Source organism: Endozoicomonas gorgoniicola, assembly GCF_025562715.2.
Taxonomy (GTDB): Bacteria; Pseudomonadota; Gammaproteobacteria; order Pseudomonadales; family Endozoicomonadaceae; genus Endozoicomonas_A; species Endozoicomonas_A gorgoniicola.
In genome coordinates, this window is record NZ_JAPFCC010000001.1 from 5,233,079 (window position 1) to 5,245,556 (window position 12,478).

The 12,478-nt window shown below is 50.6% G+C and carries 13 protein-coding genes; 1 reads left to right on the plus strand and 12 read right to left on the minus strand.

What is annotated here, in order from left to right:
• Entirely contained in the window at positions 1–510 is a 510-nt protein-coding gene (locus NX722_RS23455) for a hypothetical protein (RefSeq protein ID WP_262565276.1), read from the minus strand.
• A 77-nt stretch (positions 511–587) separates the two neighbouring features.
• Positions 588–809 (minus strand): hypothetical protein, encoded by a 222-nt coding sequence (locus NX722_RS23460; protein WP_262565277.1) that lies wholly within the window; start codon positions 807–809, stop codon positions 588–590.
• Positions 810–1,267: 458 nt separating this feature from the next.
• Between NX722_RS23460 and NX722_RS23465 the strand changes: the two genes are divergently transcribed.
• A complete protein-coding gene (locus NX722_RS23465) occupies positions 1,268–2,629 on the plus strand; it encodes an IS110 family RNA-guided transposase (RefSeq protein ID WP_262563664.1) in 1,362 nt (453 codons plus the stop codon).
• A gap of 29 nt (positions 2,630–2,658) precedes the next feature.
• On the opposite strand, the gene NX722_RS23470 is transcribed toward NX722_RS23465, so the two are convergent.
• From NX722_RS23470 to NX722_RS23515, 10 genes are all read right to left on the minus strand, one after another.
• Positions 2,659–3,069: a phage baseplate protein gene (locus NX722_RS23470; RefSeq protein ID WP_262565278.1), complete on the minus strand. Its 411-nt coding sequence runs from the start codon at positions 3,067–3,069 to the stop codon at positions 2,659–2,661.
• A 2-nt stretch (positions 3,070–3,071) separates the two neighbouring features.
• Positions 3,072–4,451 (minus strand): hypothetical protein, encoded by a 1,380-nt coding sequence (locus NX722_RS23475; protein WP_262565279.1) that lies wholly within the window; start codon positions 4,449–4,451, stop codon positions 3,072–3,074.
• The gene (locus tag NX722_RS23480; protein WP_262565280.1) at positions 4,451–4,822 is read right to left on the minus strand and encodes a hypothetical protein; all 372 of its coding nucleotides are present in this window, start codon (positions 4,820–4,822) and stop codon (positions 4,451–4,453) included. Before NX722_RS23480 ends, NX722_RS23475 begins: the two co-directional genes overlap by 1 nt.
• Positions 4,823–4,827: 5 nt before the next feature.
• The gene (locus NX722_RS23485; protein WP_262565281.1) at positions 4,828–6,270 is read right to left on the minus strand and encodes a phage head spike fiber domain-containing protein; all 1,443 of its coding nucleotides are present in this window, start codon (positions 6,268–6,270) and stop codon (positions 4,828–4,830) included.
• Positions 6,271–6,294: 24 nt separating this feature from the next.
• Positions 6,295–7,281, minus strand: coding sequence for a hypothetical protein (locus NX722_RS23490; protein WP_262565282.1), 987 nt, complete (start codon positions 7,279–7,281; stop codon positions 6,295–6,297).
• The gene (locus NX722_RS23495; protein ID WP_262565283.1) at positions 7,278–8,120 is read right to left on the minus strand and encodes a phage adaptor protein; all 843 of its coding nucleotides are present in this window, start codon (positions 8,118–8,120) and stop codon (positions 7,278–7,280) included. Before NX722_RS23495 ends, NX722_RS23490 begins: the two co-directional genes overlap by 4 nt.
• 83 nt (positions 8,121–8,203) lie before the next feature.
• Positions 8,204–9,205 carry a phage major capsid protein gene (locus tag NX722_RS23500; protein WP_262565284.1) on the minus strand — a complete coding sequence of 334 codons (1,002 nt, stop codon included), beginning with the start codon at positions 9,203–9,205 and terminating at the stop codon, positions 8,204–8,206.
• Between the two features lie 5 nt (positions 9,206–9,210).
• Complete coding sequence (locus NX722_RS23505) at positions 9,211–10,254, minus strand: prolipoprotein diacylglyceryl transferase (RefSeq protein WP_262565285.1); 1,044 nt, start codon at positions 10,252–10,254, stop codon at positions 9,211–9,213.
• A gap of 88 nt (positions 10,255–10,342) precedes the next feature.
• Positions 10,343–12,181, minus strand: a complete 1,839-nt coding sequence (locus NX722_RS23510; RefSeq protein WP_262565286.1) for a portal protein — start codon at positions 12,179–12,181, stop codon at positions 10,343–10,345.
• Positions 12,178–12,477 carry a hypothetical protein gene (locus NX722_RS23515; RefSeq protein WP_262565287.1) on the minus strand — a complete coding sequence of 100 codons (300 nt, stop codon included), beginning with the start codon at positions 12,475–12,477 and terminating at the stop codon, positions 12,178–12,180. The genes NX722_RS23510 and NX722_RS23515 overlap by 4 nt, the downstream gene beginning before the upstream one ends.
• Position 12,478: the final 1 nt, after the last annotated feature.

A 12,478-nucleotide genomic window follows, 5' to 3' on the forward strand; every position in this document is an offset into this window, starting at 1 on the left:
TCAGCGCCAGTATTCGATCAGGTAACCACGAAACGCGATAACCAGCTTGCCTTTTGCTTTGTTCAGATCGTTACCAATATTGCGGATGAAGACGGACTCTTTACCCAGATACTGACCTTCTGGAATCACATCCTTTCCTTTAATAGAGATCCGCTTAACGTGGGTTCCGTTAATAGCGAAAGCTGCCAGAAGTTGCCCACTTTCTGTTTCCAGAGCCAACAGAACTTCATTTTCCACCGCTTCTACTGCGTGCAGGTCTAAGCGTTCAAGAACATAGCCTTCTGGCGTATCTGTGAAATAACCCAGCTGCCCGGGCAACAATCGAACGATAGGCAGTTCAAGGTACTGAGGGGCACAGACTACACGGGGGTTCGATGGCCAGTTGATGCTCAACGTCATGGAGAGGTCAGGTCGGCGGCCTTCAGGTTCTTCCGGAACTTCAAACACTTCAGGAAATTCTTCAGAGGTAGTGGGGTCTTGTGGCTTCTGCTTAGTTTCTTTGCTGGACATGCTAAAAAGCTCCGGTAAGTATTGGTGGATACTCACTGAAGCCTATTAGATTGTTGATATGAGATCAACGCGAGCAGTCAGAGAAGCAGGATCGACAAGGTACAGCTTTGATTACAGGTCAGAACCAGCTTGCCCGTGCCATTCTCCCCGCTACGCCAGACAGTGCAGGCTGCCGTCCGGTCAACCACTACCCAGCCAGCCACCGGACGACCCAACCCATGTTCAATAGCAAAAGGCCGGTTCGCCGTGACGCTGACAGTAATAGGGCGAGTCTGGAAGGAAGGAAGCAGGTTACTCATGCGGTGCGCTGCCATTTGTAGATGACTTCATAGGGTTGCATGTTGTTGTGTGGCTTGCTTCCGCCAGTTGTTCTGGTTTTTTGTGCAGTGTCGTCTTGCTTGTAACTGGTTCGTTTGCCGCCCACGGTGTATATTCTTTTTCCACTTTCACCGTAGTCCCAATCCGGAAGCTGAGTGGTTTGTGAGTGATCGTGTTTAGCGGACTAGCCCGCCCGGCGGGCACACAACCCAGAGTAACTCTTAGCTGCCAACCTCAATTCTTCGTCCTACGATAAGGAAGGAGGCATATCCGAGCCAGAGACCGAACGCACACTGGTGCTCTTGCCCGAAGTTTAGCGTGGTCGGGAGGCTGGCGACCGCATCACTGATGACGCCTGGCGATCTCGTTCAGAAGACTGCATATGATCGACAGCCCCATACCCGGATATGCCTTCGTTCAGTAGTGTAGGAACGCAGTCATGAAACACAACCCAAATCCGGCTAAAGTTCAAAAGCGGATATCTGGCCATCTAAAAACCGTGAACCTCTATGCTGCAGGCATTGATATTGGTTCAGAGTTCCACTTTGTTGCTGTCCCTAAAGAGCTCGATGAACAGTCGGTTCGGTCTTTTGCCTGCTTTACCTCTGATCTCGAAATGATGACTCAATGGCTCGTGAAAATCGGAATTACGACCGTGGTCATGGAGTCTACCGGAATCTATTGGATTCCCGCTTTCGAAATGCTTGAAGAGCACGGCCTTGACGTCAAACTGGTGAATGCTCGTCATGTTAAAAACGTCCCTGGTCGTAAAAGTGATGTGCAGGACTGTCAGTGGTTACAACAACTGCATACTCATGGCCTGCTTGAGGGAGCTTTTCGCCCTGAAGATCAGGTGTGTGCCTTGCGTGCCTATATGCGTCAGCGTGAAACCCTGATCCGTTACCGGGCGTCGCACATACAGCACATGCAGAAAGCTTTACGGCAAATGAACCTGTTGTTGGACAATGTCGTTGCGGATATCACTGGCAAAACGGGGATGGGTATCATTCTCTCCATTCTCGCGGGAGAGCGTGACCCAGAGGTACTGGCCAAACACCGGGACTCTCATTGTAAAAAATCAGAGAAAGTCATTGCTAAGTCACTGCATGGGCATTACCGGGTGGAACACCTATTTGCCTTAAAGCAGTCTGTTGAGCTTTATGATTTTTACGAAAAGCAAATTGAAGCTTGTGACAAGGCATTGGAAGACCAGTTGAACCAGTTTGATGATAAGTCCGAGAGTATCTCTCTGCCTGCAAAACGCAAATCAGCCAGCGCCCCTGCTTTTGATGTAAGAACTCACCTTTACCGGGTGACAGGGGTAGATCTGACATCGATTGAGGGAATAGAGGAAAATACCGCCCTGAAGGTAGTTTCTGAAATTGGTACAGACATGAGTCGCTGGCCGACAGTGAAGCACTTTTGTTCCTGGCTGGGACTGAGCCCGGGAAACAAGATATCAGGAGGCAAAGTGTTGAGCAGCAAGACCAAAAGAATCCCTAACCGGGCCGCTTCTGCTCTGCGTATGGCTGCACTGACTCTGGTGAGTTCGAAAAGTGCGCTGGGAGCCTATTATCGTCGAATGAGAAGTAAGCTGGGGGCACCAAAAGCGATTACAGCGACTGCACATAAACTTGCCCGGCTGATTTACAGCATGCTGAAAAACGGCTCAGAGTACGTAGATAGAGGTCAGGATTACTACGAGGAGCAATACCGTGACCGAGTCATTAAAAACATGAGAAAGCGCGCTGAAGACATGGGTTACAAACTGGTCGAAATTGAAACAGCCTCACCATCTTGACTCTATGCAAATAACTAGTCCCGAAGGAGTTACTCAGAAGGTATTTGATCGACACTCAGTATATGTTGGAATTCTCCTCCGGTTTGTCCCCCTGAAAAGGATTTTTTCTCATTACGGCTATCCGTAGTCGTACCCGCTCCGATCTCAACCCGGCCACTGCTCACGAGTGTCCAGGTTCCATACCCGAACAATTCTTTAGGGTTCTTGTCGCTGCTGGAGTAATAGCGTCCACCCACGGGAATTTTCAGCTTATTCACTTCGTCCTGAAGCTTTTTAACTTCTTCTGACATCTCCGTCTCAGTCACCAGATCCTCATAACCCACAATCTGGCTGATAGCGATAGAACCGCCCTGCAGGGCAGTCAGGGCTTCGTTCAATCGCTGAAGATTAGCCATAATGGCTTCCGGTGAAGTGATGGGGTCAAGAATCACGCCGCTCATGGTCAGCTCCCTTGATGCGTATAACTGGGTTCAAAACTGATCAGCTGAAAATAACCTTCTGTGACCAGTTCATGTTCAAACTGTTCATTGGCGGTGTTTACGGGAATTTCATCGTAAACCCGCTGGGGCTTCTCTTTGTAGAGCTTGTGGGAACCGATCTGAAGAAAGTCCGGTTCCTTCCGGTACAGGTCAAACGGTTCCGAAACAATGGCGGTGTCCTCGTCGTCCTCATAGACCGAATAACTGCCCGTGTTCTGGTAAACACCCAGCATCGAAATATAAGAACGATTCAGGCTGGTCATGCCGTAAGGATTCGGCTGAACCGGCCATGTACGCAAATGGCTGCGAACCGCTTGCTGTGAACCATCGTGCAAAACATCCGGCGCATAGCGGGAACCCATCAGCCATAAGCCAGTCTTGCCATACCAGCCCATCCGGTCACCCGCCTTGATAAGCCCCTTGGCTTCCACGTCCAGCTGACCCCAGCCACCTTTCAGAGTGTTATACACATAAATGTGGCGGTCATAGAGCAGATAAAGAAACACACCCATTGGGTCAAGCATGAGTTCCGCGTCGTTATCCGGCGCGCGAAAAAGGTCTTCGATAGCGCCGCTTAACGGTTCATCCTGTCCCAGTTCAAAAACGCCGTTACGATCCAGGTAATAAAGCCGCTGGCCATCGGTGGTGATACAACGTTGGTTCACGGCTCCGTTGCCGTTAACAATCTTGTCCCGCTGAAAGTTGTATTTGCTATCACCGGTAACGGCCCAAAGGCTGGACGGCGTAGCGACGATCAGGCTATCCCCGAACGGACACAAAGCGGTTACATCGTTCTGGGTACCACTCTGAAATTCAATGGCGTTCAGTGGGTCCCATAAATGCGGTTTGTCGTGTTCCGTATGGTAAACCGTATGTGTTCCATCCCCCGCCCAGAGCCGGTTACGCCAGCTGGCGATGGCTCGGGTCTGGGGCAGTTGGTAGGGGTTGTTATCAGCGTCTTTCACTTCATTGGTGATAGTCACCGACTCATACAGCGTCGGGTTTTCGGTGGTATTGGTCCGACGGCGCAGGTAGAAAATATCCTTGCCTGAACCGATATAAAGACGTTCCTCCCGGTCACCGTATTTGATCAAGCTCTGGAAAGTCGCCCCGCACATCTGAAGGTTAGCGGTACGGGGGCGAAGGTTGGTTTCAATGGCGTCCTGAACAAACAGATAACCGTACTTCTCATAAGCAATCCGGTTGCCCCAGCCGATGGCGCGGTTAATGTTGCCGGTAATCAGCTGCCGCGCCCCCGGCCGTGTTTCCATGCGGTTATCGCCCAGGGGGAACAGGTTCAGGGCAATACGCATGGCACCGGGGTTATAGCGCAGGCTTAACATCAGGCAAAAGCTCCGTGCCATTTAGGTGGGGTGTAGGTTACTGTCTCGCCGGTTTCCGGGTCGGTGTAGGTGACGGGATCACGGCTGTACCCCTCTTTATACTTGGCAGTCTTCGCCGGATCAGCGTCGACTTCTTCTTTAGTCCCTAACACCTCAAGATATTGCAGATCGTTTAACAGCGTGCGTTCTTCTTCCGAACAGATACGGCACAGGGTAACTGAATGCAGTACATCGCCGTGCTGGACGGGGGTCATGCAAACAGGCAGGTAGGGACTGCCATCTTCGTTTTTATAACCCTTTTTGACCAGTTCTTTTTTTAGTTCTGGCAGGTTGGCGGTATAGGTGATCAGGTCGGTAAAAGTCCGTTTCATGATAGTTACCCCAGAGATGCTACTTGTTCAGGTGTGAGGGCTTTGTGCCAAATGCGGAAGTCACGTAAATGCCCCCACCAATTCTCATCTTTATAGAAATTACTCCAGTGCCCCAGGCCGCATGTTTTCCTTTTTATCAGTCCCCTACTTCTTGAGTTACCCCCGAAACTGCTCTTGCCAAAATAAAGTTTTTGTGTTTCATCAAGAACTACGCACAGTGTTCCTGCTCCTGAGTCCGTTCTTCCAAAAACATTATTATGAATCCCGAAGGATTTCCAAGTCTTTCCTATTCGGGCAATTATTTCTCGATCAGTTCCAACGCCATCACTTAGAGAAACAGGTACTTGGTAATTCGCAAGGTTATCTATCAGCGGATGGATATTAATAGCGTATGTATAATCTGAGTTTGTAGGTGGAAAGTATATCGCATCGACTTTTAATATATCTGATGCTCGGGTAACTGCTGTATCTTGAGTGGGAATATACGACGACGCAAATGGAAGCGATTCCACTTGTGAGTAGAACGCCTCAAACTCCACTGCAATGTTCAAGTTGGCGCTTCGTATCTGTGATTGGAGATTAACAGAATCGTCATTCTGTATTGTGTGGGTCACTGAAACCCGCCGCCACTTGCCGTCTGGAACTAAAGTTTCTAACGTACTTTTGTCGTTAGAAGAATTAGCATTGGACTCGTAGAGGCCAATTGCGGCCTCACCTGCAATCAATCGTATCCAAACAGAATGGGTATACTCTTGCCCAGTTGTTAATCCACTAACCGGAATAACTTGCCTAACCGTCTGGACACTTCCTGATCCATCACCAGTGAATTTCGTTGTTTTTTTACCGAACAAAATACTGCCGTCGCTTTTTGTCACTCTGGACAAGTCATTGTAGGACGATTGAGTTTCACTGAAGAGGTGGATATTTGTGCTGCTCCCTTCAATCAACATCCCCTGTTTTTCAAACCTCGGTTCATCAATTGCGGCGGTTGTAAGTTCGCCACATTTATTAATGTACGTCGCAGTACTCGCCCGACTAAACGACGCCGACCGAGTAGGCAAGTCCACCATCGTCGACCCATCCTGAGCAGCCGACACATCAATCTGATCCGCTGGTCCAAACCCTTCCCGAATCTGAAGATCAGAAATCAACGGCAGATGAAAATCCGGCGCAGGCACAGCTGCCAGCCTCAGCGCATCAGTCACCGTGTCCAGCTCGCTGATCTGCTTCGCCCGGTTCGCCTGAGCCAGGGATTGCTGGTAATAGTTATAACTCTGGTCCCGGTTCTCCTGGGTAGACTGCCGGCCAGCGGCGGTTTTGGCTGCGTCCACTTTGGCACTGGCTGCGCTGTCTTCCAGAACCTGCTTGCGCTCTTTGACAATATCCACCATTTCGGTGGTGCTCTTGGTCAGCTTGTCAACCGACTCGACCAGTTGTTGTGTGCCCATTCTTGCTCCCTCTTAGACTGTGATTTATTCAAAAGCGTGACGGTCAATAAAGGCAGCCTGGATAGACACCAGTGCTGCCGCCTGAACCACCTGCGAATGAGCCAGGAATTCAAAAGGCCCGGTGATAATCTCGTTGGCTCTGTCTGCCGCTGCCTTGGCCTGCGCTTCGGATTCGGCGACTTTAGTTTCTGACTCTTTGACCTCGGTTCTGATATCACCGGCTTCCTGAACCAGTCTTTCAGCGTCGTCTTTCAGTGCCGTTGTGGTGTCATTAACCGCCTTCGCTTCGTCCAGATACGTCTTGGTGGTGTCCCGGGCCTCTTCAGTTTTCTGAAGCGCTGCTTCGGTTTTGGCCAGGTTGCTGGCGGTGTCGGTTTTGTCCTGAGCCGTAGCGTTTTTGTTCGCTAAAGATTCACCGGCGGAAACCGCTGCTTTGTCCGCTTCCGCTTTGGCAAGGGCTATTTTTTCATCGCCTTTGGTTTCAACCCGGCTCACCTGCTGGTCACCGGTCTGTGTCAGACGTGAAACCTGATCATTGCCTTCGGTAGTCACCCGGCTTACTTGCTGAGTGCCAGTGCTGACTACTGAATCTCTCTGGGTCTTACCTTCATCTTTAATGGCATTGATCTGGGCAGTCCCTTCTGCCTGAACCAGAGGCACCTGTTCAGCGGAACGATCCGCTTCTGTCTTAGACCGGTTTGCCTCGCTGGTAGCCAGTGCCGCCTTGTTCTCTGCCACCTGCCGATCCTGCCCGGTAGCGGTGCGGTCTGCGCTGGTCTGTTGTGCGTCGGCGGTGGTTTTCAGCTGCTTGGCGGTTACGTCCTGCCGATCCAGCTCTACTTCATTGGCAAACTGTTCTACTTCGATGCGCTTCTCAGCCACTCTGGCTGCGTCGTCGGCGACGTCGAACATGCCGTTAATCATGCCGTGAAACGCAGACGCTGGGGGAACCTTGCCCGCGCTGAAGTCCTTGAGCATCTTTTCACGGGGAGTCAGGTTCTCATTACTCATGGCTGTTCATCTCCCGGAATCTGAAGGAAAGGCGTACCGTGGGTATTCTCAGAATCATCGTCGGCGAGTACCTGCGCGGTTTTCCCTGCCACGCCCTGATAAGCCGGAGTAACAATATTGTCCGGATCATCCAGATAGTTACCGCTGTTCACCTTGGCCAGTGCGGTGGAGAGGTTTTCGCCGGACGTATGGGCACTGAAACTGTAATTGGTGCGACGCTCAATAATATCTATGTCGTGGTTATTGCTGTTCGCGTACTTGATGCTGCTCCAGAAACGGTTAGCGAACTCCTGAGGCTCGCCGATCATGCCGCTTTTATCAAAGTGCGCGCCATAAAGACCAATTACGCCATCAACCAGAAAAGTTTCCCACTCATCAGGCACGATGTCAGAAGTCATAGGAACAGTGAAACAGAGATGAAGCATCATCTTTTTATCCGGTGCGGGCCAGATGTGGAGGCGGCCGCCAAACTCTGCGTATATTTTTGGCTCGCCTCGGTTTGTATTGCCGTTGTCATAAGCATGGCTGCGATAGGCCATAATCTGGTCAACAGGCTTTTTCAGAATTTTATCTTTACCGTGAAGACTGATCAGGGAATCAATGCTGCCCTTCAGATCAAAGACATCCTGGCCCGGATAAGCAATAAACGAAAATACCCGTTTGGTGAACCACCAGGGTCTTCTGGAGTGTTTCTGTGCTTTGATGAGTGTGTGATGGAGCCAACGGCCAACTTTTGCCCGGGTATCGTCGTCATCCCGAATTTTGAGCAGCCCCGTCACATCGGTGATGATCCGCTCTTTCCGCTCGCTGTCTGGTTTGGGGTATTGAGGATCGATCATTTAGCTTACCGTTTTATAAAACAGCGCGCCCTCTGGGGAGAAGGTAGAGGGCGCGCCGAACACCTCACGCAAGGAGCTAGTTGTTAGCTGAACTTCAGTACGCCGTTGAGGTTACGACGACGACACACCACAGCCATATAAAGCAGGCAGTAACGATGCTTGGCAACTTTGCCATTCGTCCACTGCCACGGAGTCATGACAAAGTTGGTTTTCTTGTCCACACGGACTTCAATGGCTTTATCCCGGAAGTTCAGAGCCCAGGTGGTTTTCGCATCCAGATCCTTGTCATAGATATAAACCAGGTTGTTATGGGCGAAGGCTTCATGACCTTCAAACATCTGTTCTTCTTTTGGAGACATGCGAATCTTGCCTTCCAGATCTTCCAGCACAGCGTCGTAAACATCTTCACCACACATGTAAACATCCGGGCTCATGCCGTTGTGGGTACAGTCACGACGCAGCTTACGCATGCCTTTACGCATTTCACTGGATAGAGCGAACTTGGTACTGTTCGCATCGTCCTTAAATGTCTGCTGGACATCCCAGTAACCAAAGCCCTTATGACTGGGGTCAATACCTCCAACAGTCGCGCCGGGGGTCATAATGCGTCCGATGCCCATAAAGTCACGACCATTACAGTCCTGAGCGCCAACGATCCGCTCACCCACCTTGTTATTCATGGAGGTGTGAAGCTGTTCGGTTTTGGTTTGAGTCAGGTCAATGATCTGGCTTTCGCCTTCGTTCTTGCGCATTTCTTCATGGGAATACATCTGAACGCCGCCCGCATGACCCCAGAGGAATTTGGCATTATGGGTTGCACTTTGCGGGTTCAGATCCATGTCATCGTAACCAGTGAAAAACTTCACAGTAGAGTTTTCCTTGGCCAGCAGGGGGATGCTGATATTAGTGGAGATGGTACCCATTTCCCTGATCAGTCTCTTTTCCTTCAGGTAGTTGTAAAGCGCATGATCTACCTTGACCAGGTTGGGAAGATCTTTATCCACTTCTTCCATTGTGGCGAGGAACATATCCTCGGTGTCTTCGGTTCCCGCAAACAGCGGGAGGTTGTGTCGTCTAACGGCCATGATCGTTATCCTTGATTAAGTCTGCGTTTAGCCAGAATGTGCGCACGTTCAAAGGGGTCACTGGGTAATTCGTCAGTGTTGTCCCTGCTGCCGGAGCCACCAACGGGTGGCCGGGTTCCGTTTTTCTTCAGCTTCTCAATCTCTGCCGTCTTTTTCTCCAGAGCAGCTTTTGCTTCCTGAGCCTCTGCGGCCAGTTTGCTCAAACCTTCCCAGGTCGCCAGCCGATACGCCGATTCCACAGAGACACCTTCAGCGGCCATGGTTTTCACCACGTCGTCTCTGTGGTCAGCCAGGTCGGGATGAGCCTGATGAGCTTCAGCGAATTGCTTCTGAATTGTGCTGTTCAGCTCTTCCTGCGCTCGCTCCCTGGCTCGCTCCCGGCTTTTCTCGGCCAGTGCCTGGTTCACCTCCCGTTTCTGCTTGTCCGCTAACCACTGGGTTTGCTCCTGCTGGCTGTCAAACTCCGGAATCTGTTCATCACCCTGGGGAGTGAAGAAAATTTCAATTCCGGCGGATTCAGCCAGCTGGGTAATTACAGGTACGGGATCGGATTCAAAGTTCTGGGCTTTTTCGATCAGCTGACGAATAGCGTCCGGATCGGCTCCGAAGTTATCCCTCATCTGCTTGCGCTCATTACCGAGCTTTTCCAGTGCTTTATTCAGACCGGTTTCCATCTCCTTGTAAGAATCAAGAAACGCAGTCTGGGCCTCACGGGGGAGATGACTGAACATCTCTTTCCGTTTGTCCGGCCAGCTTCCGGGGGCTTCTGGTGATTCTGTTGAAGTGCTGTCATCAGTTGCCTGATCGCTTGCCCCATCACCTTCAGTCGCAGCCTCAACCGTTTCCTCCTGACTGCTGGCTCCGTCATTGCTGTCGGACGCTTGGCCGTCGGTATCGGTGTCGGTACTGTTCGGATCAGTGCCGGTGTCCTGATCTTCCTGGTCAATCGCGTCTCTGGCGCGCTCATAAGCCGAAGCAAAAGGGTTTGCGGAGCTTGAGGAACCAGTGTCAGTCGCTTGTGTTTCCGTGGAAGTATCAGGGTTGTCCATTGATCATTCTCTTCTGGGTTAAGTTGATCTCATATCAACACTGTTTATACATAAACTTCCATGCTCAGGTAAAGCCGAGCATTCAAAGTTATTCCATTGGGTTGATCGCTGAACGAATAGTCTGACCGTTGTTGATGGCATCCGGTGAAGGAATACTGCCCTGTTGCGGCTGTAAGGGTTGCTCTGGGGGAATAACGTGACGGCGTGCTGCTTCCATAATGCCGTTCACGTTTCTGATATCCATCTGAGTCAGAATTTCCCGAGTTAAGATCAGCGATGCTTCCGGGCCTACCCTGTCACCTAACATTCCGGCTGCTTCAATCAACATTTTCTGACGAACAGGACTGATCTGGGTAGGGCCTCCACCAGGGCCAACATCAATGACGAATTTGCCGTCAAAGGCCGTGCGACCATACTCGAGAATCTTCTCTTCACCGTTAGCCAGAGTGACACGCATGGTCTGACCATCCGGTGTGAAACGCGCCAGAAAAGCGAAGTGGGTTCTGGCCAGATTGTTCAGGAACTTGAACAGTTTGGAACGCTTGCGGTTGACACGGGCCTGACCGATCCGCTGCTGGTTCTCAGATTCGGTTGCGGTTTCCGCACCGCCAAAAGGTACTTCTGACACCCCGGAGTTTTCCCGAACATCATCAGCAGGCTGGTTAGCGAACTGAAGCAGGGCATCAGGCAGGTTTGCGGTCTGGACTTCCTTGAAGATCCGACTGATATCAGCGTCATCCTGAACGTCCATTCCCACCGCTTCCGTGGTGTTTTTGCTTCTCAGGGCGTTGTTAACATCAGTCTCTTCAATTTTGTTTTTGTCATAGAGCATCAGTCGCTTCTGGTCTCTGGCCAGATTGGAGCGACGTGTTCTGAGAATGTCAGCTTCCAGTGCTGGAATACGAATATGCTCGACCTGACTAACTCCAAATGGATCATCCTGACCAGGTATCGGAATAAAGCTGTTGAATGGGGAATCATCCGGATGAACAAAACGAACCGGATACTGGTCAGCCCGGATTCGGGTTAACGTGGTTTTCTCTCCATCACTGTTGATCGGTTTATCCTGATCAGTTGGAGAGGCACTTTCCATGAATGTAATCAGTTCCCGTGTATCACGGTCATAAACCACAATCACTTTTACTGAATCTTCCTGATAATACTCGCTGCCTTCTTCCATCTCGCCAGCCAGCGTTTTGATCCGGAAAGAAGACGGCTCAATGTCATCAGGCAGGTTGTAACGATCATCAGCCTTTAGAACTGCCAGACGGGTTACTCGTTCAAAGCCATGCCATCTGGATTCACCAATAGCGGTTGCACCAGAGTCAAACAAAAATTCCATGGGGCTGATACGCTCATCATTCACCCCTTCAAATACGGTTTCTTTAGTGGTAACTGGTTCAAAAACCGGAAAACCATCATCGCCCAGCTTGGGAACAAAGCGACCATCTTTTTCAACCATAACGGCAATCTGATCCTGTTCCACTTCCTCTTCTTCCGTACGCCACCAGGAGTAACTGATTCCGTGGCCACAGATCAGCGCATCCAGTTTTATCCGGTCTATTCGTTCAGGACCGTTAACCATGCCTGATGAATAGAGACTGTTATAAACACCCTGTTCAACCACAGACTCTCTGTGAGTGTCCATGTTATCCAGTTGCCGACTCATGGAGGCAGCGCGAGCGGTTACACCAATATCTTCGATTTCCAGATAGCCCATGGTCTGCTCAAGGTTCCTGAAGATCAGGGAAACCTTAACGATATCACCTTGAGGAAGTTCTACTTTTGAGTCTTTGACTTCTCCGTGCCAGGCGTCTTTACCTTCCGAGTGAAGACTGGCGTAGTGTTGCCACATTGCCTCACGGGCTTCCCGTCTGGATCGGGAAGCCTGTATCCGTTTATGCCAGGTCTTATCGTCTGTTTTCATTTGTCCGCCTTAGAGTCCAGTTTATCCAGAATCTTTTGGAGCATGCCTTGAATGGTTTTAATCTCGTCAACGTACCGGCTCAAACTGACGTATTTGTCAGGCAGTTCAGCCCTAAGGTCGTTGTATCGCTGCTGAAGGTCTTCCAGATCCCCACGCAGTTCGGCCAGAGAATGGCTGTTTGTTCTCTTATGTTCGTCATAGTCCTTAGTCAACCGACGTACAATCCAGCCAATCGGCCCCCAAAGAACCAGGTTAAAAACAGCCATGGCAATGATAATGATCTGGTAAATAGTCACA